Origin of the sequence: Haemophilus sp. SZY H8 (assembly GCF_018829755.1) — a bacterium.
GTDB classification, from domain to species: domain Bacteria; phylum Pseudomonadota; class Gammaproteobacteria; order Enterobacterales; family Pasteurellaceae; genus Haemophilus; species Haemophilus haemolyticus_K.
Genome location: NZ_JAHKJY010000002.1, coordinates 54,336 through 78,213 on the forward strand (window position 1 = coordinate 54,336; position 23,878 = coordinate 78,213).

Below are 23,878 nucleotides of genomic sequence, written 5' to 3' on the forward strand. Positions count from 1 at the left end.
ACCAAAATGGCATTACTAGAAATCAAAAATCTTGTTAAAAATTATGGCGATGTAGAAGCATTAAAAGGAATAAGTCTTTCTGTTGAAAAAGGGGAAGTTGTCGTAATTTTAGGGCCATCTGGCTGTGGGAAAAGCACTTTTTTACGCACACTAAATGGCTTAGAACCAATAAAGAGCGGTCAATTACTACTGCAAAATGCAGGCCTACTTGGCAAAGACATTAGTTGGGTAAAAGCGCGCCAACGTATTGGTATGGTGTTTCAAAGTTATGAATTATTTGCTCATTTATCGGTGATCGACAACATTCTACTTGGACCATTAAAAGTACAAAAACGCGATCGTGCTGAAGCAGAAAAACAAGCAGATGAATTACTCAAACGAGTGGGATTATATGAGCGTAAAAATGCCTATCCACGCGAGCTTTCAGGTGGGCAAAAGCAACGCATAGCCATTGTGCGCACCCTATGTATGAATCCTGAAATTATTCTATTTGATGAAGTGACCGCTGCATTGGATCCAGAAATGGTACGTGAAGTACTCGATGTTATTTTAGGTCTAGCCAAAGATGGCATGACAATGTTGATTGTGACACATGAAATGAATTTTGCACGTCAAGTCGCACATCGCATTGTATTTATGGATAAAGGTCAAATCATCGAACAAGCCAAGCCTGAAGATTTCTTTACGAATCCGACCACGGATCGGGCGAAAACATTCTTAAACATCTTAAACTATGAACCAAGAGGGACAAACTATGAAGAAAACATTTAAAAAATTAACCGCACTTTTTGCCACGGCAGCACTTGCTTTTGGATTATCGGCCTGTAACGATAAAGAACAGGTCAAAGAAACGAAACAAGCTTCTGCAATTGAACAAATCAAACAAGCAGGCAAAGTACGCATTGGCGTATTCAGTGATAAACCGCCATTTGGCTATGTGGATGCCCAAGGAAAAAGCCAAGGGTTTGATGTAGAAATCGGTAAAGCGATTACGAAGGATCTATTAGGCGATGAAAATAAAGTGGAATTTGTGCTTGTAGATGCGGCAAATCGCGCTGAATATTTACTTTCCAAAAAAGTAGATATTATTCTAGCGAATTTTACTGTCACCGCAGCACGTAAAGAAGTGGTCGATTTTGCGAACCCTTATATGAAAGTTGCACTTGGCGTGGTGTCTAAAAATGGTGAAGTCATCACAAACCTTGAACAATTAAAAGATAAAACCCTGATTGTGGATAAAGGGACTACCGCGGATATTTTCTTTACCAAAAATTATCCCAACATCAAATTACTTAAATTTGAACAAAATACCGAAACCTTTGAAGCATTACGTGACGGACGTGGTGATGCACTTTCTAATGACAACACCTTCTTATTTGCTTGGGCAAAACAAAATCCAGGCTACACAGTAGGCGTAAAAAGTTTTGGCGATCAAGATGTTATTGCCCCAGCAGTACGCAAAGATGCGCCAGATTTACTCAATTGGTTAAATACTGAAATTGTAAAACTTTCTAAAGAAGGCGTATTAAAACAAGCCTATGAAAAAACATTATTGCCAGTTTATGGTGATAGCGTCAGCGAAAGCGATATTGCGGTTCAATATAAATAATAAATGCAAATAAAAATAAGCGCTGGGAAACCAGCGCTTATTTTTTATGAATGAAAATAGGACTAAAACCTACCGCACTTTATGGATTCATTCCCCAATGACGTGTGTTTTTATCAAATTTGATTCCAGAATGCGAACCTTCCGCCCCATTAAAATATACATCTTTATTCGCACAAGCTGAAACAACCAATGCAGCCGCGACCACTAACAACCATTTTTTCATGATTTATCCTTTATTGAAAATTGAATGATGGAAAAATTATAGCATAAATTTAAACTTTGCCTGACTTTCTACCCTCATTAAAATTCAGGTGTATTAAAAAAGGCACTTTGTGAAGAATCTTGAGCCAGTTTATCTGCTTGCTTACGCAAAGTGATTTTATAACCCTCCGCTAACACATTGCACTGTAAGGTTTGTTCTAAAAAGGTTTTATTTAAAGTATTGGCTGGTTTTGAAAGCAGTTCATGCACTGCCATCACAGTTAATGCTGGATAAGGACGCTTAACCAATACTAGTTCATCATCTTGATGAATTTCACCTGCCTCTAATACACGCGCATACCATCCCACCAACCCCGTTTCCACCACCACTTTTCGTGTTTCTGGTACGTTCGTATTTTGAGATAACGTATTACACGGCTTGCGAGGTTGGCAAACTTCAATTAACGCTTCGCCAATACGAAACTGATCACCAATACAAACATTATTTTCATCCAAATCAGACACCACAAAATTTTCACCAAAACGTGAATCTTGTAAATAATCATACGATAAAGCCAAAAGTGCGGTCAGTTTTTCTAAACTTTTCTGCCCATTGAAAAAAATAGCTTTATCAACCCCACCATGATGTTTAACGTTCGCGACTTCATCCCCAACAGGGCCCAAACGCTCAACCCGAATGTGCGATACCGAATGTTTACGAATAGCCGTTGTAATTTGTTTACCATCAGATAATGTGAGCACGCTCGCTTTGGCGGCTTTCACGGCTAAAATTTTGCTCATTTATATTACTCCAAGTTTTATCTAAGCCTTATTCCCAAATTTTATCATGAACTATCATTTCTTTAACATATTGCGGATAAAAAAGCGCCCAGCATTTGCCGGGCGCTTCACTTACTTTAGAGATTTATTATTGTTATTTGATTACCATTGGTATCCGTATGCTGAACCAACCATCGTATCTTTTTTACTAAAATACCGATACCACAGAAAGTGAAGATAATGTTGAAACTATTTTTGATGCGCTTTTGTCCTTTACATAAGCTAAAGTGGCTTTATTTATATTTGCTAACACAATTGCGGTTCGAGCTGTCATATCTACCACAAATAGATCAATAAGTTTATTTTGTTTATGCTGACTTAGGAGACTTTTTCTCATTTGGCTATCTTAGCCTAAATAGAGTTTTTAGTCGTTATCTAGGACAACCCCTTAAATTTAAACTTTTCCCCCAATACCTTTAAATTTTTCAACAAATGCGGATATTTTTTGGAAAACACTCTGTTTTTTAGTGAGGTATTGTGGATTAAGTGGGCTCATTTTAGGAAGCGCCTCATTTAAATCTGTACCTTGTTCACTTGCATATCCACGTTGTAATGACACGTTAATATAACGTTTGGCATCTTCAATATTAAGTCCTTCGGTATTTATCAATTCATTGGCTTCTTGTTGTTGCTCTTTTTGGGCAAATTGGAAGAATGACTCAATAATGCCAGCTTTATCGGCAATGTTATCTAAATCAGTTTGATTAATAAAATCCACAATCAAACTTTCTTTCGCTCGATTTCCAAGGCTAGAGCGGATAATGGCACGAATTTCATCAATAAGCTCAGATTTGTTTTTAGTTTTTTTATTGTGCTCAAATATTAATTCTAAAATGTAATCTAAATTGATTTCTTGGGATTTTAATAAATCCACTTCAAACACCACATCGTCCCAATCAATGGTCGATTTTGCTTTTTCCTCGCCATCTTTTTGACGACGGAGCCAATCCCGAATATCGTTGTAAGTTGAACGGTAATTCTGAATGCTACGTTCGCTTGGCATATCAATAGGTTGCATTTCAGCAAAAGCCTCATCCGTTAAATAATATTTTTCTTTAAAGGCTTCAACGGCTTTTGCATCGTTGGTATCGAGCGATTGAAATGCTTGTAAAGCAGAGAACTCATCGTAGTTTTGCAGAATATTTTCAACTCGCAAATATTCACCAAATAATTTCACAAAATCTTTCTTGTCTTTTTCCGTTTGAATTACATCTGGATCCGGGAAGCGTTCTTGTAACTCTGCAATAACGTCTAAATACCCACGACAGGCAACACCTGCATCGGTAAAGCCTTCCATATATTCTTGGTAACTTTTTTCCAAAACGACATTGCGCGTATTGGATTTACCGAAAAGGGTAATCGCATCAATGGTATCTTGTTCCAAATCACGGAAAGTGACGATATTGCCAAAACTTTTGGTGCTGTTATAAATGCGGTTTGTGCGTGAATAAGCTTGAATCAAGCCATGGTAACGCAAGTTTTTATCCACAAATAACGTGTTTAAGGTTGGGGCATCAAAACCAGTTAAAAACATTCCAACAACAATCAGTAAATCCACCTCTTTGTTTTTAACGCGTTTAGCAAGATCACGATAGTAGTTTTGGAAGGATTTACCATCCACATCATAATTGGTGGCAAAATAGCCGTTATAATCATCAATGGCAGATTTTAAAAATTCCTTGGCTGAGGAGTTCATCGCATCCACTTCAAAACTTTCATCGACAATATCGCCAATCGCATCTTGCTCTTCATTAGCGGCAAAGGAAAAAATTGTTGCAATTTTAAGTGGATTTTTGACCGCACTTTGCAACCGTTTGAACGTTTCGTAATAGATTTTAGCCGCATCGACACTGCTTACGGCAAACATGGCATTGAAGCCATTGTTACCGGCATTAAAGCGATGAGTCTTTTGTTTGAAATTATCTAAAACATATTGGGCAATTTGCTTGATACGTTCTGGGTGTAAAAAAGCTTGTTTCTTCTCAAGTGTGGTCAGTTTTTCAAGATTTTTTTCGGTTTCAATGCTTTTAAATTGTGGGCGAACATCGTTGTAATCCACTTTAAATTTCAGCACTTTTTCATCACGAATCGCATCGGTGATAATGTAAGAGTGAAGTTCAATGCCAAAAACACTCGCCGTGGTTTCTGCACCTAATGCGTTACTTGGGAAAATCGGCGTACCGGTAAAACCGAATTGATAGTATTTTTTGAATTTTCTCGTCAGATTTTTTTGCGCTTCACCAAATTGAGAACGATGACATTCATCGAAGATAAAGACGACCTGCTTATCGTAAATCGGCAATTTATCTTCCGATTTCATCAGATTATTGAGTTTTTGAATGGTAGTAACAATGATCTTATTGTCGTCTTTTTCGATATTGCGTTTTAATCCTGCCGTACTTTCCGAACCATTCACGCTATCTGGTGAAAAACGTTGGTATTCTTTCATAGTTTGATAGTCCAAATCCTTTCTATCTACTACGAAGAATACTTTTTCAATAAAGTCTAATTCTGTTGCAAGGCGTGCGGCTTTAAAACTGGTGAGGGTTTTGCCTGAGCCTGTGGTATGCCAAATATAGCCTCCGCTTTCTTTATTGCTCCAATTTTTCGCCAGATATGAACTTTTAATTTTCCATAAAATACGCTCGGTAGCGGCAATTTGATATGGGCGCATAATCAATAGGGTGTCAGAAACATCAAACACGCAGTAATTTACCAATACATTGAGCAGAGTATGTTTTTGTAGGAATGTCGCTGTAAAATCCTTTAAATCTTTAATCAGAGTATTTTTTGCCGTTGCCCAATTCATTGTGAAGTCATAGCTATTCTTATCGCGTTTGGTGGTATTGGCAAAATAGCGGGTGTCCGTGCCATTAGAAATGACAAAAATCTGAATATATTTAAAGAGCGAATTTTCTTTATTGAAACTTTCTTTGCTGTAGCGGTGAATTTGATTAAAGGCTTCACGAATGGCCACGCCACGTTTTTTTAATTCAATATGTACAAGCGGTAAACCATTCACCAAAATTGTCACATCATAACGATTGTCATAGCTGCCGGTTTGTTCAAATTGATTGATAACTTGCACAGCGTTATTGGCAAGATTTCTCTTATCTAGCAGATAAATATTCTGAATGTGCCCATCATCAAACACAAAATCATAAATATAGTCATCATGAATTTTGCGGGTTTTCTCTATCAGACTATCGCTCGGTTTATCCAAATATTCTTCTAAAAAACGTCGCCATTCTGCATCGGAGAAAACCATATTATTCAACCGTTGTAATTGAACACGTAAGTTTTTAATCAGTTCATCGTGATGATTAAGTCCTTGTAAATACTCATAACCTTGCGCCTGTAAATCACGAATAAATTCACGCTCAAGGCTCCCTTCCGTTTGGTAACCAGCGTTAGGCTCTTCCACAAATTTATTATATTGATCTAAAACGATAAAATTATTGGATTCAGCGATGGTTTTGTATTGGGTCATGAGTGGTTCCTTAATTCTTTTACTTTTTCAGCTCTTTTTGCCAGTTTTCTAAAATTTCTAAATCTTCATTATCAGCCTGTATGCGTTTTTGCTGTTTTCTGACTTGATCAAATAAGGCATATTGTTCTTTGGTAAAGGTTTCCATTTGTTTTACGGTTCGGGTTCCATTACCGATAAGCAGCGGAAAACCGTTAAATTCAATTAAATTATCGACATTATTACGCCAGAAATTTAATGTGAGATCTTGACGGTTTTTAACGCGTAATTCTGCACTTTCTAAAAAGATCATCACTAGACGATTCAAGGAATCTAATTCATCACGGGTTAAATAGTTTTTAGCGGTAATAATATCCCCTTTACGTACAACAGTACCTTTCCAAGAGGTGAGGCCCATATTAGGCAATTCAGCATTTGCACGAGTACAAATGAGTTCTGCAGCGGTTTGTTGTGTAATGGCATAGATCAACTTATTTTGTGTTTCTGCAAAAAACATTTGAGTGACTTTATCTGTTTTATCGTAGTCACTAGATAATTTAAATAACTCTCGTACTTTTTGATAAAACCGCAATTCACTGGCTCGAATTTCACGAATTTGTTCCAGTAATTCATCAAAATGATCAAATCGACCTTGCGGATTTTTCAACCTCTCTTTATCTAATAGAAAACCTTTATCTAAATAAGTACGTAATTGCGTATTCGCCCAACGGCGAAACTGTACACCACGAGGGCTACGCACACGAAAGCCGATGGCGAGAATCATATCAAGGGAATAATGTTTTACTTGATATTGCTTGCCATCTTGGGCAGTTATCAAGTAATCCTTGATAACTGAATTTTCATCTAATTCATTGTCTTCTAATATATTTTTTATATGTAAGGCGATATTTTGTACAGAGGTGTCAAAAAGTTCCGCAAGCTGATTTTGGGTCAGCCAAGCCTCATTTTCGACAACCAATAAAGCAACGTGAGATTTACCGTCGTCGGTGTTGTAGATGATTAAGTCATTCATTATTTCTTCTCGAATTTGTAGGGGGGCTTAGCCCACAGTTTGTTGTGATTAATTGGTGGGCTGAAGCCCACCCTACGTGTTATTAAAATTTAATAACAATTCTCTATAATACTCATACCGCTTTTGGCTTTGTTCAATCGCTAAAGGTAAGCCTTCGGTGATGGAATTGGTTAAGGTTTCAAATTTATCTAGGATTGAAACGATGCATTGTTGTTCTTCGAGTGAGGGAACATTTATCTCCATTGATTTTAATTGTCCAGCTGTAATAAGTGGTTGCCCTGCACCCTTTGCATATTGATTTAACTTCATATTAACCAAAGTATGATAAAGAAACTTAAGATCAATATTCTCATTATTTTGAACAATTAAGGTATTGTCCGAAACATCATATTCCCCTTTAGCGATATGAACATAGCCAGCATTAGCACCAACACGAGCAACCAAAATTTGTTCATTAGAAAATTCTTTTTTGTTGGTTTTCCCAATAATTCCAGTTGATCCATAAATTGGATACAGCCCGCTATCATTTCTCTCTTTATTTTTGCCAGAGAAGATATTGATACATACATCAATAAGTTTCTTCTTCCCCCCCCCCGAATTTAATTGCTCTAAACTATCAAAAGATAATAATTTTTCTCGATAGTATTCATACTGCTTCCGGCGTAGTATAAGCTCGCTGGTAAGCTCGCTGGTAAGCTCGCTGGTAAGCGCTGTCAATGCGTCCAAAATTTTTACGATTTTGGTTTGGACGGGGAGTGGGGGGATGGGGATGGTTAGTGTTCCGATATCTTTAGGATAAACGTGGGGAACACCAGAACCTTTCTTCATTGCATAAATTTTTTGCTGATTTTGCAATAAAAAATGGTAAACGTATTTTATTTGTAATAAAGATTCATCTGTTTTAATTGAAAAGGCATCACTAACAAAAATAGGTTCTTCCCAGTACATTATATAGCCAGCATAAGCTCCGCTACCAGCAACCGTAATAGTCTTACCGTCACGGTTTGATTCGCTATGATAATAAGCTGGTTTTTGCCCTCCACTAATGACAGGAATTTTTCCCTCATTTGTAGATTTTGCAGTTATTGTTTTTCCGCGTTGCATTTCTGAGACTAAAGACAGTGGCTTCCACTCAACCTCAGCCCCATCCAATAATTTTTCTAAAAAAGTGCGGTTGTTTTTCATGGTGTTTTACCCCTCAATCTCCGCCACAATCTTGTCAATTTCTGCACGCAAGCGGTCGATGTTGGCAACGGTTTGTTTAATTTCTGCGTTGAGTTTATCGATATCAATCACTTCTCGGGTGTCTTTTTGTTCCACATACGAACTCACTGCAAGGTTGTATTCATTTTTGGCGATTTCTTCAATGGGAACTAATTTTGCCAAATGCGGTACATCTTCTTTATCGGCAAACAGTTTGAGAATTTGCTCAATATGTTCCTCTTCCAAAATGTTGTTATTGGTGGCGGATTTAAATAAACCGCTGGCATCGATAAATTGGGTTTGGGTATTGGATTTATGTTTGGAAAGCACCAAAATATTCACCGCAATACTGGTGCCGAAAAAGAGATTTGGCGCAAGCGCAATCACCGTTTCCACATAGTTATTATCCACCAAATATTGACGAATTTTTTGCTCGGCACCGCCGCGATAAAAAATGCCGGGGAAGGAGACAATCGCCGCTCGGCCTTTTGCTGAAAGATAACTTAGTGCATGTAAAATAAAGGCAAAGTCCGCTTTCGATTTTGGCGCAAGCACGCCGGCAGGGGCGAAGCGTTCATCGTTAATTAGCGTTGGATCGTCTGAGCCAATCCATTTCACGGAGTAAGGCGGGTTAGAAACGATAGCATCAAAGGGTTTATCATCACCAAATTGCGGGTTCATTAAAGTGTTGCCAAGGGCGATATCAAACTTGTCGTAGTTGATGTTATGCAAAAACATATTCATACGGGCAAGGTTGTAAGTAGTGTGATTAATTTCCTGCCCGAAGAATCCGTCTTCAATGATATGTTCATCAAATGGTTTTTTCGCTTGCAATAATAAAGAACCTGAACCTGCAGCAGGGTCATAAATTTTATTGACCTTGTCTTGTCCATATAAAGCCAGTCGAGCAATTAGCTTGGAAACACATTGTGGCGTAAAGAACTCGCCACCTGATTTACCCGCATTGGCAGCATAGTTGGAAATTAAAAATTCGTAAGCATCACCGAATAAATCAATATGATTATCTTCAAAGTCACCAAAATCTAACTCGGCAACGCCTTTTAACACGGCGGCTAGACAGCTGTTTTTATCAGCAACGGTATTGCCCAAGCGGTTGCTGGTGGTATCAAAATCGGCAAATAAGCCTTTAATATCTTGTTCGGAAGGATAGCCAGTAGCGGAGTTTTCGATATCAGTAAAAATGCTTTTCAGATCTGTATTTAAATTCGGATTAGTATTGGCTGTCGCTACAACATTTTTAAATAGCTGGCTTGGATAAATAAAGTAACCTTTGGTTTTTATGGCATCCGTTTTAATTTCAGGTGTGATGATTTCATCTGGCAATTTAGCGTAATTCACACTTTCATCACCCGCTTCAATATAATTGGTAAAGTTTTCACTAATAAAACGATAGAAAAGTGTGCCAAGCACATATTGTTTAAAATCCCAACCATCGACGGAACCACGCACATCATTAGCAATTTGCCAAATTTTGCGTTGGAGTTCGGCACGTTGTTGCATTGCTATTGTCATAAAATCCTCAAAATATTTTATGTAATGAGTTAAATAAAGATGTGAAAAATTATACAGGAAATTAGTCTATTCTACGTGAATTTCTATGAGTTTATCTTGTGGCTATTTGTAAAAATAATGTCTTGTTTGCAGGTTTTGTCTTGATAAAGTGCGGTTGAAATTTGCAATGTTTTTATGAAGGGCTTTTTTAGCGGAAAATATTTGAAAAAGGGCATGTCGTGCATGCCCTATAGATTGATATATTAATTCATAATGCCTTTATGTCTTAACAATGCATCTAATTGCGGTTCACGACCACGGAAGCGTTTGAAGAGTTCCATTGGTTCTTCTGAGCCGCCACGGGTGAGAATTTCATCTAAGAATGATTTGCCGGTGATTGGGTTGAAAATACCTTCTTCTTCAAAGCGTGAATAAGCATCAGCCGATAATACTTCTGCCCATAAATAGCTGTAATAACCTGCGGCGTAGCCCCCTGCAAAAATATGGCTGAAGCTATGCGGGGTTCTTGCCCAATCTACGCCTTTTATGACGGCAACTTGTGATTTCACTGCCTTAAGTGTTTCTAATATTTGATTGGTTTTTTCCGCATCAAAGGTGTGATGCAGACGGAAATCAAAAATCCCAAATTCAAGCTGACGTAAAATAAACATCGCCGCTTGGAAATTTTTCGCTTTTAACAATTGCGTGAGTTTTTCTTTTGGCAACGGCTCGCCTGTTTCGTAATGTCCTGAAATAAACGCCAAAGCCTCTTCTTCCCAACACCAGTTTTCCATAAATTGACTTGGTAATTCCACGGCATCCCAAGGCACACCGTTAATACCCGCCACATCGGAGACATCAATTTGTGTGAGCATATGATGAATGCCGTGACCAAATTCGTGGAATAGCGTGGTGACTTCATCGTGCGTAAATAACGCTGGTTTATTCCCTATCGGTGCGTTGAAGTTGCAAGTTAAATAAGCCACTGGGGTTTGAATACTGCCATCCAGTTTACGCTTGCGCCCAATACAATCATCCATCCAAGCACCGCCACGTTTGTGTTCGCGTGCATATAAATCAAGATAGAAACTGCCACGGAGTTGATCGTTTTCATCAATTAAATCAAAGAAGCGCACATCTTTATGCCAAGTGTCCACGCCTTTTCGTTCAACTGCACGAATATTGAAAATACGTTTAATTAATTCAAACAATCCCGAAATCACGCGATTTTCAGGAAAGTAAGGGCGAAGTTCTTCATCATTAATGGCGTACAAATGTTGTTTTTGTTTTTCGCTGTAAAAACCAATATCCCAAGGTGCAAGTTCAGTGACACCAAATTCTTTTTCGCAGTAATCTCTCAATTCTTGCAATTCTTTTTCGCCTTGTGGTTTGGCTCGTTCGGCAAGATGATCTAAGAAATCAAGCACTTGTTGTGGGTTTTCTGCCATTTTTGTGGCAAGTGAAAGTTCGGTGTAAGTGTTGAAACCGAGCAATTTTGCCAATTCCACGCGTAATGTAAGAATTTCCTCCATAACTTTACTGTTGTCCCATTTGCCAGCATTAGGGCCTTGCTCTGAGGCGCGTGTTGCATAAGCATGGTACATTTCTTCACGCAATGCACGATTTTCACAGTAAGTCATAACAGGCAAATAACTTGGGATTTCTAACGTAAAACGATAGCCTTTTAATCCTTTACTTTCGGCAGATTGTTGTGCTGCTTGCAGTGCGGACTCTGGTAAGCCTGCAAGTTCTGATTCGTTTTCAATGAGTTTTTCCCAACCCATGGTGGCATCTAATACATTATTGCTAAATTGTGAATTTAATTCCGATAAGCGCGCCACAATTTCGCCATAACGTTGTTGTTTATCTTCGGTAAGCCCGATACCTGAAAGTTCAAAATCACGCAGTGAATTTTCAATGGCTTTCTTTTGCGCAATAGAATAATCAGCAAATTCAGCACTGTTTTTTAACGCTAAATAGGCATTATAAAGCCCTTTATGCTGGCCAACCCAAGTGCTGTATTCAGAAAGTAATGGTAAGCACGCTTGATAGGCTTCACGTAATTCAGCACTATTTTTTACTGAATTGAGATGAGAAACGGGTGACCAAGCACGATTTAAGCGATCATTGGTTTCCATTAAAGGTAAAATCAAATTTTCCCAAGTAAAGTGCGGTTGTTTTAACACTTGTTCTATCGTATCGCGACAGTCTTGAATTAATTTTTCAACAGCCGGTTGAATATGTTCTGGCTTGATTTGTGAAAATGGCGGTAAGCCTTGAATGTTAAGTAATGGATTTGACATAGACATAAATGTTCCTTTTTTGAAAACTACTTTTTATGTGACGGCAAATTCTATAATATCAAGGTTGAAAAATCTAAAAAATCAGTAATAATGGTTCGCATTTTCTTTTTATTAGGAACATTATGAAGTTTATTTACATTGCTTTAGGTTTTCTTTCTCTTGCACTTGGCATTATTGGAATTTTCCTTCCTATTTTACCTACCACGCCTTTTTTATTACTTACTTTATTTTTCTTTGCAAAAGGTTCAAAACGCTTAGAACAATGGTTTTTAGGCACAAGTATTTATCAAAAACATCTTAAGTCTTTTAATGAAAATCGATCATTAAAGAAAAATACCAAAATTTATATTTTGAGTTTTTCGACCACAATGTTACTTATTGGTTTTTATTTCACGCCAAGCGTAATAGGGCGTAGCATTATTGCTGCATTGATTTGTATTAAGTATTGGTTCTTCTTGTTTTGGATTAAAACTGAAAATGAATAATTTTCTCGCTTTGTGCCAACGAAGTGCGGTTATTTTTTCCATTGTTTTTACGGTGATGGCTTGTGATAAATTAGATAATCCCAAGCCTGTTTCGATACAAGTTGAGTCACCGAAAAATACTCAATTGGAATCTAACCGAGTTGAATTAAAACGTGGTGTTTATGGCGATCTTACTTTGCAACCTTGGCAAGCACAAAGCGAAGAGCAAACCCAATTATTACGCGATCTTTTTGAAGGCTTAACGGCTTATGATGCGCAAGGTAATCTTGTTCCTGCCGTGGCAGAAAGCTGGCAAACTAAAGATAATAAAACATGGATTTTCACTTTGCGTGAAAATGCCAAATGGTCAAATGGTGAAGCAGTAACAGCATCAGATTTTATGCAATCTTGGCAAGCACTTTCTCAATCTGAAAGTCCACTTAAAAATTATTTGGCTTTTATGAATCTGAAAAATGCGAAGGCAGTATTGGAAAAAACGCTAATCGTTGAATCTCTTGGATTATTCGTTGAAAATGACCGCACTTTACGCATTGAATTAGATAAAGCATCGCCATATTTACCTTCTATGCTGGCGCACGTCAGCCTTTTTCCTCGCTATACGAAATCGACTGAAACGTTTATCAGTAATGGTGCCTATCAATTACAAAGTCAGACTGAAAATCAGCACATTTTAACTGCCAATCCTTATTATTGGGCGAAAGAAAAAGTGATATTTCAGCAAGTGCAGTATCAAAAAATTGAAGCAGATAGAGATTTGTCTGATTTTGATATTGCAATAAATCCGCAAAAAACAGTTCAAAATATCCAAGATTATCCGCAACTTTGTACTTACTTCTATGAGTTTAATCTTGCCGATCCTATGTTGCAAAAAAGTGCGGTAAGAAAAGCGATTGCTTCGATGATTTCTACGAAAAATTTGGTTGCTGATATTGCTCATCTTTATCCAAGTAATACTTTTTTACCTAAATCTATGCTAGGTGAGCAAGAATCGGTTTGGGAGCCAGTTGTTGCAGAACAGCTTCTTTCCCAAAACCAAATTACTGAAACTCACCCGTTGAAATTACGCATTCGTTATGATGATTCGTCTCTGAATCAAACCATTGCAACAAGATTAAATCGCCAATTATCGCAATCAGATTTATTACGAGTTGAAAATCAAGGGATGAGTTGGCAAGAATTGCAAACAGCTCGCACAAAAGGCGATTTTCAATTAATTCGTTCTGGCTGGTGTGCTGATTTTAATGATCCCATCGCTTTCTTAAATTTGTTCTATTCTAAAAGCCCTGATAACAAAAATGGCTATAAAAATGCAGAATTTGATCGTTTATTTGAAGCTGCAATGACGGCGACATCCGAAAAAGTGCGGTTAGAAAATTACGCGAAATTAAAAAGGATAGTTCAACAAGAATATTTAGTGTTACCCATTTTTCAATATAGTACGCCCGTTTATCTCACGCCAAGCATAATGGGCGCGCAAGTAAATTCTGTTGGAACCATTTATAGTAAAGATTTATGGCGAAAGGTTAAAAATTAGTAATCTAGCTTGCAATCAAGGAAAGAATTCTTTAAGATTGGAGGCATTGGGGACAACTCCGACATCGTCCCCGTAGCGATTATCTTAGATAACTGTGCCTGAACAGCTAACTAAACAACAGATAATCAAGAAAATGAAAAAGAGCATTTTTTTCATTTTACTTACTCCTGATAAGCCCCGATCTTTGGAATACGAGACGGGGTTTCTCGTTTTTAGCAATATGCTAAAAAATCTTTTGATTATTCCGTGGCATAAAGTTTAAATAAAAAAGCCATACTGTTCAATACAACAGTATGGCTTTTTTAACATGTATTATTTTATTAAATAATCTCTTCTTGGCAATGTGGACAGGCCATTAAATGTTGTTCGTCATTGTTATGTACAATGTAATGACCCATTTTTTTCGCTTTTGTATCAAGATATTTTGTGTTGTAGCGGTTTTCGCCTACATTAAGCGGTACTCGTTCAACCACGTTGATACCTGCTTTTTTCATGGTTTCTACTTTTTCTGGGTTGTTGGTCATCAAGCGAACTTTTTTGACACCAAGTAGCTCGAACATATCGGCACAGACTTCAAAGTTGCGTTCATCTGCTTTGAAACCTAAAGCAAGATTAGCTTCAATCGTATCCATTCCGTTATCTTGTAAAGAATACGCGCGAATTTTATTAATCAAACCAATTCCGCGGCCTTCTTCACGATGATAAATTAAGACACCGCGACCTTCTTCTTGAATTTGTTTCAATGCTGTCGCTAGTTGGAAACCACAATCGCATTTTAAGCTGTGGAGCGCATCACCAGTTAAACATTCAGAATGGATGCGCGCTAATACAGGTTCATCCACATTAGAAATATCGCCCATCACTAAGGCTACGTGCTCTTTTTTAGTATCTGGAAATTCAAACCCCACCATTCTGAAAAGACCGTATTCAGTGGGTAAATTGGCTTGCGTAACTAACTGAATTTTTGCCATAAAGTGATCCTTATTCGTCATCATTTCTGCTAAAATGCGCGCGTTATTTTTTATTCTCAAGGGGCGAGCATGTTAAAAAGGCTGTCATTATATACGTTATTACTTTGTCTTGTACCATTTTTTATCTGGGGTATTTCCTATCAGTGGCATGGCAATAGCCAATTAACTGAAGCTGATTATTGGCTTTATTTACTCACCGAAACAGGAAGTGTACCTTATGCGTTGATCACCTGTGTGTTATTTGCGCTTTTGTTTGCGTTTTTATTCAAAAATCCAAAACAATGGATATTAGGTGTAATTGTGATGGGGATTTCAGTTATTGCTACTCAAGCTGCAAAAACGGGGGCAAAAGCATTATTTGAAGAACCTCGTCCGTTCACCGTTTATCTAGCTGAGCAAACTCATTCAACACCTGAAAACTTTTATAAAAATGACCGCACTTTGCGTGCAGAAATCGCTAAGGATTTTTATTCGATGGATGCCATCACGCCAGCTTGGTTAGTTCATCATTATGAAAATGAAACAGGGTATTCGTTTCCCTCAGGGCATACGATTTTTGCAGCAACTTGGCTGATGCTTGCTGTTGGCTTTACTCAATTATTAGGTAACCGTTCTTTTAAAGCAAAATTGCTGGTGGCGGGCATTGCGGTGTGGGGCTTATTGATGTTGATTAGCCGTGTGCGATTAGGCATGCATTACCCAATAGATTTATTGGTGGCGACATTACTGGCATGGTTGATTAATAGCATTATTTTTACTTTTTTAAAGAAAAAGGCGATCTTCGTCATAAAATAATGATTTAAGTGCGGTTAAAGTTTTTCCTAATTTTAACCGCACTTCTTTATAAAGGAGCAGACTATGTATTATGGTTTAGATATTGGTGGCACGAAAATAGAGCTTGCCGTATTCAATGAAAAATTAGAAAAATTATACTCTGAACGGGTACCAACACCTAAAACCGACTATGATGAATGGCTTAACACGATTGTAGATTTAGTGAATCGTGCTGATGAAAAGTTTGGTGAGATAAGCACCGTAGGTTTGGGCATACCAGGTTTTGTGAATCAACAAACTGGATTAGCCGAAATTACCAATATTCGTGTGGCAGATAATAAACCAATTTTACGCGATTTGTCTGCGCGTTTAGGGCGTGAAGTGCGGGCAGAAAATGATGCAAATTGTTTTGCGTTATCTGAAGCATGGGATGCGGAAAATCAGCAATATCCGACTGTACTTGGTTTAATTCTTGGGACTGGTTTTGGTGGCGGCTTTGTCCTAAATGGTAAAGTTCATTCAGGTCAAGTTGGAATGGCGGGAGAGCTTGGTCATTTACAACTAAATTATCATGCCTTGAAATTATTGGGATGGGATAAAGCCCCCATTTATCAATGCGGTTGTGGCAACAAGGCTTGTTTGGATAATTATCTGTCTGGTCGCGGTTTTGAAATGCTTTATCAAGATTTGAAAGGCGAAACATTATCTGCTCGTGAAATTATTGATTTGTTCTATCAAGGCAATGAAAGTGCGGTAGATTTTGTGAATCTTTTTGTTGAATTGGCGGCGATTTCTATTGGCAATATCATTACGGCATTTGATCCACATATGATTGTGTTAGGTGGTGGATTATCTAATTTTGATTACCTTTATGAGGCTTTACCAAAAGCATTACCGCCTCACTTGATGCGAACAGCAAAAGTGCCACCAATTAAAAAAGCGAAACACGGCGATTCTGGTGGCGTGCGAGGCGCGGCAGCGTTGTTCCTTTCAAAATAATCTTACTCTCGCCTATCCGATTGTTAGGATAGGCGATGTAAGAACGCATTTTTATTCAACTAACATATCCTGAAGTACTTCATCATATTACGTCTTAGTCAATTCGCACGATAACAAAAAAGTACGGCTATTATTCACCGCATTTTTATGCGCTGTACTACTCTTTCTTCAATAAGAAAATACCGTGATCAGATAAATTTACATAAGCTTGTTTTAAATCGGCATTAAAATCTTCTGGCTTACAATTCACCAATAAATCTTTTCCTGCCCAATTTGCGACGACTTCCCAATGGTTGCCCATATAAACCGCACTTTTAATCTCGCAACGTTGTGCATCACTGCCCTCTACAGCAAGATAAATTGCTTCTGGGCGAATACCTACTAAGCATTCACCATCGGGTAAATTAAACTGTGCAGCATCTTTTAAAGACACATGATAGCCATTAATATCCACCACACTATTTTCTAATTTCCCATCGAAAATACTGGATTCCCCCATAAAGTTAGCTAAGAACAAGGAATTTGGTCGGAGATAAAGCTCTTTCGCTGGCGCTTTTTGCATAATTTTACCTTTATGCATAACGATAACTTCATCAGATACAGCGAATGCTTCTGTTTGATCGTGTGTCACATAAAGCGAGGTAATGCCTAAACGTTGTTGCAATTCACGGATTTTTTCACGCATTGAACGACGTAAGTTTGCATCCAAATTACTTAATGGTTCATCAAACAATAGGACTTTAGGTTTCAATACTAAAGCACGAGCCAATGCGACACGTTGTTGTTGACCACCCGAAATTTGATCCACGAAACGGTCTTCAAACCCTGCTAAATCCACCAATTCTAAAGCTTCTTTTACACGTTGAGCACGTTCTTCTTTGCCAATGCCTTGCATTTTTAAACCGTAGCCCACGTTATCACCAATGCTCATATGCGGGAATAGCGCATAAGATTGGAAGACGATACAAATATCTCGATTTTGAATAGAGGATTTTGTTACGTCTTCGCCATCAATAAATATTTGACCTGATGTTGGATTTTCTAACCCCGCAACCAAACGCAATACGGTGGTTTTACCGCAACCTGACGGCCCTAACAATGTCACCATCGTGCCACGTTTGATCGTTAAATCCAAATTATCAATGACGACCGCTTTACCAAATGCTTTGGTGATATTTTTTAATACTAAGAAATCATTATTACTCATAATTTTTACCTACAACTTAACGAGTTAATTCATTTTTTTCGCTTTAGAACGAGAGATACGTGTATCACCTACAATCCAGTCGAAGAATAAAATAATTGCCATCATGACAACAATTAAGATTGAGCCGTACGCAATAGCAACACCGTATTCACCATCTTCAACGCGATTTAGGATATAAGCTGTTGCAACCCGAGTATCTGCTGTCACTAAGAATATAATTGCGCTCACTGTCGTCATTGCACGAACGAAGCTGGTAACAAGCGCTGAAAGCAATGCTGGTTTTAATAATGGCAAGACGATATACCATAAGGTTTTCCACGAACTTCCTTTTAAAGAAAGCGATGCTTCATCAAGAGATTTATCAAGCTGACCTAATCCTGCAATCGCTGCCCGCATACCAATTGGTAAGTCACGCATAACCATTGAAATAATCACGATAATACCAGTACCCGTAATATAAAGCGGTGCATTGTTGAAGGCTAAAATGTAAGATACCCCCGCCACTGTACCCGGCACGGCAAAGCAAAGCATGGTTAAGAACTCAAGGGATTTTTTACCTTGGAAATCTTTACGTACCACAATGTACGCAATCAATAATCCAAAGAATGCGGTTAATGGTGCGGCAATACCTGCATAGATTAAGGTATTGATCAGGGACGGCCATGCCCCATCGCTCAATCCTTGCCCGAATAACATGGCATAGTTTTTCAAGGTTAAAGTGTAGTCGACGCCCCAGTTTACAGTGAAACTTCCGTAGAAAATACTACCGTAAAGCGCCATATTAAAGATTACCCAGAATCCAAGCATGCCGATGATGGTATATTTCAAACCAGTTGGAAGATCTTGCACATCACCACGATAAGATTTACCTGAAACGGTGACATAAGAGCGGTTACCAATCCAAATGTATTGAATGATAAAAATCGCTAGAGAGAAAATTAATAATATTGAACCTAAGGTACTTGCTGATGCGTAATCTAATTGTGAACCCGCAATATAGAAATAAATCTGTGTTGCAATCACATCAAAGCTACCGCCCAATACCAATGGGTTACTAAAATCTGCAAGCGATTGGATAAATACAATTAAAAATGAGTTCGCCAATGCGGGGCGTAACAATGGAAAAATAATATTATAAAAAGTTTGATAGCGATTGGCTCGTAACGTATAAGAGGCTTCTTCAATAGAAGGATGTACGGATTTTAATGCGCCATCTAAAATCATAAAAGAAATAGGGGCAAATGCGAGAATTTGGGCAATCGCAATCCCATTAAAACCATAAAGCCAGTTATGATTGGTGAAACCAAAATTCGTACTTAAAAATTCGGTTACATAACCAGAACGGCCAAGCATTAAAGTTACCCCTAATCCCACAACAAATGGTGGCGTAACAATTGGCAAAATAGAGAAAATTTTTCCGATAAATGCCGTTCTACGAGCGATACGCGTGGTATAAAGCGCAAAGGCTAAACCAAATACAGTCGAAACTATGCCCACAAAACCCGATAAGAAAAGAGAATTGGTAATTACTCGAACAATATAGCTCTGCGTTAAAATTCGCATCACTTGTTGTGGCGCAAACGTATCACCGTCATAAAACATTGAAACGAAAATCGCCAATGTTGGATAAACGATAAAGAAGAAAATGAGCAAGATAATGCAAAGCAAAGAAGCGATGATAAACTTATCACCTTGCATCACTTTTAGTTTTGCTAATGAAAGTGTTGCTAATGCGGTATATCCCACAAGTAACACAATCACGGAATAGCCCATACTAATTTTGTACACCGTCGCACTGATAAACATAAACAGTACAGAAAGTGCGGTCAAAAATAGCTCTGTTTTTGCTTGGGTTTGCTGTGGCAATCTAAATAACGGCAAAGCACCATATACAATAACAGGCAGGAACCAAGCCCAAGTTAAATTGAAAGAAGCCCAGCCCATTGCATCTAAATATTCATCTGAAGTACTTTCAAACAAACCGTAATCAAGTGCATTGGAAGGCAGGAGCGCAAACGCCAACAAGGATAAAATAATCCAAAAATAAGCAGAATGCATTATGGAAAGTTTTTTTGCGTTCATACAACCTCGCATAAGGTAAAAAAACGAAGCGATATGCGACATATCACTTCGTTAGTGACATCATTATTTGGCTAATTTTACTTCATCAACCCATTTTGTGATTAAGCGTTTACGTAAATCAGTCGCACCGTATTTATCAAAATCATAGTTAATTAAATTAATAGATTTAAAATCTAACGCATAAGGCGATTGTTGTGCGGTGGTGTTCGTTAAAATGGAATACGCCTCACCTTTTTGCCAAGTTAATTCTTGCGCTTCTTTGGATAATGCCCAATCAACAAAAAGTTTCGCATTATCTAAATTACGCGCACCTTTAATAACACTCACACCGCCAATTTCATAACCGGTACCTTCACAAGGTACAACTAATTCTACTGGCGCGCCTTTCGCTTTTTCTAAAGAATATTCATGTAAGAAACCAATGCCAATTGCCGTTTCCCCACGCGCTGTATTACGTGTTGCCGTATTACCAGATTTGGTATATTGCGATACGTTTTTATTCAACTCTTTTAAGAATTTAAACGCCTCGTCTTCTCCCCAAAGTTGCATATAAGTGGCTAGCTGAGTGTAACCTGTACCAGAACTTTGTGGATCTGCGGCTTGAATTTCATTTTTGTAAATTGGGTTAGCTAAATCCTTCCAGCATTTTGGAATAGGTAAATTCAATTTTTTCAACCGTTCTGGATTTACCCCAAAACCTAACACGCCTAAATAAATGGCTGAAGAATAATTCCCTTTCATTTTGGCTGGATCACGGAATTTTTCTACGATCTGAGGAAGATTGGATGATTTATAAGGTTCTAATAACCCCATTTCCCCTGCTTGAGAATGAGGATCCATTGTTCCACCATACCAAACATCGCCTTGTGGATTATCTTTTTCAGCATCAATTTTTGCTAAAATGGTTCCCGTGCCACCACGAATAAAACTTGTTTTAACATCAAATTTTTTCTCAAATGCCATCGCTTCTTGCTCGCACATCGTATTTTGCGCGCTGCAATAAATGACTAAGCGTCCTTTTGCAAAAGATGGATTACTTAACACCAATCCACTTAGCATCACTCCAGACAAGGTTACTGCGATTTTTGATAGTTTCATCAGATTATAACTCCCTTATGAATGAAAATTTTGCAATCTCTTAGAGGGAAACGAAATCACATTAAAATACGAAAAAGTGCGGTCAAAAAATTCAGTATTTTTTACCGCACTTATTCACCGCTATTTCGCCAATTTAACTTCTTGTACCCATTTTTCAATTAAGGCTTTACGTTGTTCTGTTGCACCGTATTTTTCAAAGTCATAATTGATTAATTTGAGTTTATTTGGGTCAAACGCGGTTGGTGATTGTTCTGCAGTCGTGTTAGTTAAGATTTGTAAAGAATCCCCTTGTTTCCAAGCTAATTCTTGACCTTCTTTTGATAAAGCCCAATCGACGAATAATTTTGCATTATCAATATTACGCGCACCTTTTAAGATACTCACGCCACCTAACTCATAACCGGTTCCTTCGCAAGGTACGACTAATTCTAACGGAGCACCATTGCGTTTTTCTAATGCATAATCGTGTAAGAAACCGACCCCAATTGTCGCTTCACCGCGCGCAGAGTTACGTGATGGCGTAATACCCGATTTAGTATATTGAGAAACGTTAGGATGTAATGCTTTTAGGAAATCGAATGCCTCTTTTTCGCCCCATAATTGAACAAAAGTTGCCAATGCCGTGTAAGCTGTACCCGCACTTTGAGGGTCTGCAATTTGAACTTCGCCTTTTAAGCGAGGATCTGTTAGGTCTTTCCAGCATTTCGGCACTTCTTTAATGCCTAATTTTGCCAAACGTTCAGTATTCACACCAAAACCTAAGATCCCCATATAAATTGAGGAAACATAGTGACCTTTTGTTTTCGCAGGATCGCGGAAACGTTCCACAATTTCATCAATGTGTTTAGATTTATAAGGTTCAATTAAGCCTAATTCAGCCGCTTGTGCTTGAGGGTCAAAGGTACCACCAAACCAAACATCCGCTTGAGGGTTATTTTTTTCAGCTTCAACTTTAGCAAAAGTACTGCCTGAACCATTACGAATAAAGGATGTTTTCACATCATATTTTTCGCCAAATGCTTTTGTAGTCGTTTCGCACAAAATATTGGTTGCACTACAGTACACAACTAAACGACCTTTAGCATTAGCAGAACCAGAAATAGCCAAGCCCGCAGCTAAAAGTGCGGCAGAAACAGAAAGAGAAATTTTGTTGAATTTCATAATAAATACTCCTTATTGGATAGAATGTTTGAATCCTACTCGAAAAGAGGAAGTAATACCGTGATGAAGTTCACAGTTTTAAAAATTCAAGTAAAAAAATAAACGTGAAATTCACCGCACTTTTCTTTATAATTCATCAAATTTTTCTATACCTCGCAAAACTATGTCAGATTCTTGTATCATCATCGCCATCACTGGCGCATCCGCATCAGGAAAAAGTTCTATCGCCTCTACCGTTCACAAAGAACTCTGTAATGAATTAGGCTGCCAAGAAATTGGGATTATTGCCGAAGACAGTTACTACAAAGATCAAAGCCATTTAGAAATGAGCGAACGCATAAAAACAAATTACGACCATCCAAGCTCAATGGATCGCGATTTGCTCATTCAACATTTAAAAGATTTAAAATCAGGAAAATCGGTTGATGTGCCTGTTTATAGCTACGTTGATCATACTCGTACAGGTGAAACCACAACATTTACACCAAAACGTATTGTGATTTTAGAAGGGATTTTACTGCTTACTGATGAACGTGTTCGTCAACTTGCGGATATCTCCGTATTCGTGGATACACCATTAGACATTTGTTTTATTCGCCGTTTACAACGTGATATGGAAGAACGCGGTCGTTCCCTACAATCGGTTATTGATCAATATCGTGCAACCGTGCGCCCAATGTTCTTACAATTTATAGAGCCATCTAAACAATATGCGGATATTGTCATTCCTCGCGGAGGTAAAAACCGTATTGCAATCAATATGTTAAAAGCTCAAATCCTTCATTTATTGAATCAAAAATAGGAAATCTTATGCGTCTTTGCGATACTGATATTGAACGCTATCTCGATGATGGCATTATTTCTTTAACGCCACGTCCAAATAATGACAAAATCAACGGCGCGACGATTGATGTTCGCTTAGGTAATTCTTTCCGCGTATTTCGTGAACATTCTGCGCCTTTCATTGATTTAAGTGGCCCGAAAGAAGAAGTGTCCGCCCAGCTTGAATCGGTGATGAGCGATGAAATTATTGTGCCTGAAGGCGAAGCATTTTTCTTACATCCAGGTACTTTAGCATTAGCAACTACACTTGAATCGGTGAAATTACCCGCCAATATTATCGGTTGGTTAGATGGTCGATCTTCTTTAGCGCGTTTAGGCTTAATGGTACACGTCACGGCACACCGTATTGATCCAGGTTGGGAAGGAAGAATCGTGTTAGAATTTTATAATTCAGGGAAATTACCATTAGCATTACGTCCAAACATGGTGATTGGTGCATTAAGCTTTGAAATATTAAGTGGCGAAGCGAAACGACCATACAGTAGCCGCAAAGATGCAAAATATAAAAATCAACAAAGTGCGGTTGCGAGTCGAATTGACGAAGACAAGGAATAATC

20 protein-coding genes and 1 pseudogene are annotated in these 23,878 nt (G+C 38.1%); 8 read left to right on the top strand and 13 right to left on the bottom strand.

Annotation, left to right across the window (positions count from 1 at the left end; translation table 11 throughout):
* Window positions 1-6: 6 nt before the first annotated feature.
* Together KKW16_RS03265 and KKW16_RS03270 are read left to right on the top strand one after the other, a co-directional pair.
* Window positions 7-771 (top strand): amino acid ABC transporter ATP-binding protein, encoded by a 765-nt coding sequence (locus KKW16_RS03265; RefSeq protein WP_065265258.1) that lies wholly within the window; start codon window positions 7-9, stop codon window positions 769-771.
* Entirely contained in the window at window positions 755-1,609 is an 855-nt protein-coding gene (locus tag KKW16_RS03270) for a cysteine ABC transporter substrate-binding protein (protein WP_048953767.1), read from the top strand. The genes KKW16_RS03265 and KKW16_RS03270 overlap by 17 nt, the downstream gene beginning before the upstream one ends.
* A 79-nt stretch (window positions 1,610-1,688) precedes the next feature.
* Here the strand turns inward: KKW16_RS03270 and KKW16_RS03275 are convergent, their stop codons facing one another.
* The 8 genes and pseudogenes from KKW16_RS03275 to prlC form a co-directional block, all read right to left on the bottom strand.
* Window positions 1,689-1,832: a hypothetical protein gene (locus KKW16_RS03275; RefSeq protein WP_048953769.1), complete on the bottom strand. Its 144-nt coding sequence runs from the start codon at window positions 1,830-1,832 to the stop codon at window positions 1,689-1,691.
* 77 nt (window positions 1,833-1,909) lie between these two features.
* Complete coding sequence (locus tag KKW16_RS03280) at window positions 1,910-2,611, bottom strand: MOSC domain-containing protein (RefSeq protein WP_048953771.1); 702 nt, start codon at window positions 2,609-2,611, stop codon at window positions 1,910-1,912.
* 256 nt (window positions 2,612-2,867) lie between these two features.
* Window positions 2,868-2,987: pseudogene (locus tag KKW16_RS03285) on the bottom strand (IS1595 family transposase); the annotation flags it as partial.
* 57 nt (window positions 2,988-3,044) lie between these two features.
* Complete coding sequence (locus tag KKW16_RS03290) at window positions 3,045-6,140, bottom strand: type I restriction endonuclease subunit R (protein ID WP_048953773.1); 3,096 nt, start codon at window positions 6,138-6,140, stop codon at window positions 3,045-3,047.
* Window positions 6,141-6,159: 19 nt separating this feature from the next.
* Window positions 6,160-7,149: a virulence RhuM family protein gene (locus tag KKW16_RS03295; RefSeq protein WP_048953774.1), complete on the bottom strand. Its 990-nt coding sequence runs from the start codon at window positions 7,147-7,149 to the stop codon at window positions 6,160-6,162.
* 72 nt (window positions 7,150-7,221) lie between these two features.
* Window positions 7,222-8,334 carry a restriction endonuclease subunit S gene (locus tag KKW16_RS03300; protein ID WP_048953775.1) on the bottom strand — a complete coding sequence of 371 codons (1,113 nt, stop codon included), beginning with the start codon at window positions 8,332-8,334 and terminating at the stop codon, window positions 7,222-7,224.
* Window positions 8,335-8,340: 6 nt separating this feature from the next.
* Window positions 8,341-9,885, bottom strand: a complete 1,545-nt coding sequence (locus KKW16_RS03305) for a type I restriction-modification system subunit M (RefSeq protein ID WP_048953777.1) — start codon at window positions 9,883-9,885, stop codon at window positions 8,341-8,343.
* A gap of 242 nt (window positions 9,886-10,127) precedes the next feature.
* Entirely contained in the window at window positions 10,128-12,167 is a 2,040-nt protein-coding gene (prlC, locus tag KKW16_RS03310) for an oligopeptidase A (RefSeq protein ID WP_048953948.1), read from the bottom strand.
* Window positions 12,168-12,289: 122 nt separating this feature from the next.
* Here prlC and KKW16_RS03315 point away from each other — a divergent pair, with 122 nt between their 5' ends.
* On the top strand, window positions 12,290-12,652 hold the full coding sequence (locus KKW16_RS03315) for a YbaN family protein (RefSeq protein WP_048953779.1): 363 nt from the start codon (window positions 12,290-12,292) through the stop codon (window positions 12,650-12,652).
* Window positions 12,645-14,186, top strand: a complete 1,542-nt coding sequence (locus KKW16_RS03320; protein WP_140523765.1) for a peptide ABC transporter substrate-binding protein — start codon at window positions 12,645-12,647, stop codon at window positions 14,184-14,186. The genes KKW16_RS03315 and KKW16_RS03320 overlap by 8 nt, the downstream gene beginning before the upstream one ends.
* A 320-nt stretch (window positions 14,187-14,506) precedes the next feature.
* Here the strand turns inward: KKW16_RS03320 and ribA are convergent, their stop codons facing one another.
* The gene (gene ribA / locus KKW16_RS03325; RefSeq protein WP_111407506.1) at window positions 14,507-15,157 is read right to left on the bottom strand and encodes a GTP cyclohydrolase II; all 651 of its coding nucleotides are present in this window, start codon (window positions 15,155-15,157) and stop codon (window positions 14,507-14,509) included.
* 69 nt (window positions 15,158-15,226) lie between these two features.
* On the opposite strand from ribA, the gene KKW16_RS03330 reads away from it, so the two are divergent.
* Together KKW16_RS03330 and nagK are read left to right on the top strand one after the other, a co-directional pair.
* A complete protein-coding gene (locus KKW16_RS03330) occupies window positions 15,227-15,952 on the top strand; it encodes a phosphatase PAP2 family protein (protein ID WP_048953785.1) in 726 nt (241 codons plus the stop codon).
* A gap of 63 nt (window positions 15,953-16,015) precedes the next feature.
* Window positions 16,016-16,930 (top strand): N-acetylglucosamine kinase, encoded by a 915-nt coding sequence (gene nagK, locus KKW16_RS03335; protein WP_048953787.1) that lies wholly within the window; start codon window positions 16,016-16,018, stop codon window positions 16,928-16,930.
* Between the two features lie 157 nt (window positions 16,931-17,087).
* Here the strand turns inward: nagK and fbpC are convergent, their stop codons facing one another.
* The 4 genes from fbpC to KKW16_RS03355 form a co-directional block, all read right to left on the bottom strand.
* A complete protein-coding gene (fbpC, locus tag KKW16_RS03340) occupies window positions 17,088-18,137 on the bottom strand; it encodes a ferric ABC transporter ATP-binding protein (RefSeq protein WP_048953788.1) in 1,050 nt (349 codons plus the stop codon).
* 24 nt (window positions 18,138-18,161) lie between these two features.
* Window positions 18,162-20,219 (bottom strand): ABC transporter permease, encoded by a 2,058-nt coding sequence (locus KKW16_RS03345; RefSeq protein ID WP_048953949.1) that lies wholly within the window; start codon window positions 20,217-20,219, stop codon window positions 18,162-18,164.
* A gap of 63 nt (window positions 20,220-20,282) precedes the next feature.
* Complete coding sequence (locus KKW16_RS03350; RefSeq protein WP_005627956.1) at window positions 20,283-21,317, bottom strand: ABC transporter substrate-binding protein; 1,035 nt, start codon at window positions 21,315-21,317, stop codon at window positions 20,283-20,285.
* A gap of 120 nt (window positions 21,318-21,437) precedes the next feature.
* Window positions 21,438-22,478 (bottom strand): ABC transporter substrate-binding protein, encoded by a 1,041-nt coding sequence (locus KKW16_RS03355; RefSeq protein WP_005668523.1) that lies wholly within the window; start codon window positions 22,476-22,478, stop codon window positions 21,438-21,440.
* Between the two features lie 163 nt (window positions 22,479-22,641).
* On the opposite strand from KKW16_RS03355, the gene udk reads away from it, so the two are divergent.
* Both udk and dcd read left to right on the top strand, forming a co-directional pair.
* Entirely contained in the window at window positions 22,642-23,280 is a 639-nt protein-coding gene (gene udk / locus KKW16_RS03360) for a uridine kinase (RefSeq protein WP_005627960.1), read from the top strand.
* An 8-nt stretch (window positions 23,281-23,288) separates the two neighbouring features.
* A complete protein-coding gene (dcd, locus tag KKW16_RS03365) occupies window positions 23,289-23,876 on the top strand; it encodes a dCTP deaminase (protein WP_005637479.1) in 588 nt (195 codons plus the stop codon).
* Window positions 23,877-23,878: the final 2 nt, after the last annotated feature.

Excerpts from the sequence above, each read along its gene's own strand:
- KKW16_RS03355 (WP_005668523.1), bottom strand. The coding sequence starts at position 22,478 with ATGAAATTCAACAAAATTTCTCTTTCTGTTTCTGCCGCACTTTTAGCT.
- KKW16_RS03330 (WP_048953785.1), top strand. The coding sequence starts at position 15,227 with ATGTTAAAAAGGCTGTCATTATATACGTTATTACTTTGTCTTGTACCA.
- prlC (WP_048953948.1), bottom strand. The coding sequence starts at position 12,167 with ATGTCAAATCCATTACTTAACATTCAAGGCTTACCGCCATTTTCACAA.
- KKW16_RS03305 (WP_048953777.1), bottom strand. The coding sequence starts at position 9,885 with ATGACAATAGCAATGCAACAACGTGCCGAACTCCAACGCAAAATTTGG.
- udk (WP_005627960.1), top strand. The coding sequence starts at position 22,642 with ATGTCAGATTCTTGTATCATCATCGCCATCACTGGCGCATCCGCATCA.
- KKW16_RS03265 (WP_065265258.1), top strand. The coding sequence starts at position 7 with ATGGCATTACTAGAAATCAAAAATCTTGTTAAAAATTATGGCGATGTA.
- ribA (WP_111407506.1), bottom strand. The coding sequence starts at position 15,157 with ATGGCAAAAATTCAGTTAGTTACGCAAGCCAATTTACCCACTGAATAC.
- nagK (WP_048953787.1), top strand. The coding sequence starts at position 16,016 with ATGTATTATGGTTTAGATATTGGTGGCACGAAAATAGAGCTTGCCGTA.
- KKW16_RS03315 (WP_048953779.1), top strand. The coding sequence starts at position 12,290 with ATGAAGTTTATTTACATTGCTTTAGGTTTTCTTTCTCTTGCACTTGGC.
- KKW16_RS03300 (WP_048953775.1), bottom strand. The coding sequence starts at position 8,334 with ATGAAAAACAACCGCACTTTTTTAGAAAAATTATTGGATGGGGCTGAG.
- KKW16_RS03280 (WP_048953771.1), bottom strand. The coding sequence starts at position 2,611 with ATGAGCAAAATTTTAGCCGTGAAAGCCGCCAAAGCGAGCGTGCTCACA.
- fbpC (WP_048953788.1), bottom strand. The coding sequence starts at position 18,137 with ATGAGTAATAATGATTTCTTAGTATTAAAAAATATCACCAAAGCATTT.
- KKW16_RS03270 (WP_048953767.1), top strand. The coding sequence starts at position 755 with ATGAAGAAAACATTTAAAAAATTAACCGCACTTTTTGCCACGGCAGCA.
- KKW16_RS03275 (WP_048953769.1), bottom strand. The coding sequence starts at position 1,832 with ATGAAAAAATGGTTGTTAGTGGTCGCGGCTGCATTGGTTGTTTCAGCT.
- KKW16_RS03320 (WP_140523765.1), top strand. The coding sequence starts at position 12,645 with ATGAATAATTTTCTCGCTTTGTGCCAACGAAGTGCGGTTATTTTTTCC.
- KKW16_RS03295 (WP_048953774.1), bottom strand. The coding sequence starts at position 7,149 with ATGAATGACTTAATCATCTACAACACCGACGACGGTAAATCTCACGTT.
- KKW16_RS03290 (WP_048953773.1), bottom strand. The coding sequence starts at position 6,140 with ATGACCCAATACAAAACCATCGCTGAATCCAATAATTTTATCGTTTTA.
- dcd (WP_005637479.1), top strand. The coding sequence starts at position 23,289 with ATGCGTCTTTGCGATACTGATATTGAACGCTATCTCGATGATGGCATT.
- KKW16_RS03350 (WP_005627956.1), bottom strand. The coding sequence starts at position 21,317 with ATGAAACTATCAAAAATCGCAGTAACCTTGTCTGGAGTGATGCTAAGT.
- KKW16_RS03345 (WP_048953949.1), bottom strand. The coding sequence starts at position 20,219 with ATGAACGCAAAAAAACTTTCCATAATGCATTCTGCTTATTTTTGGATT.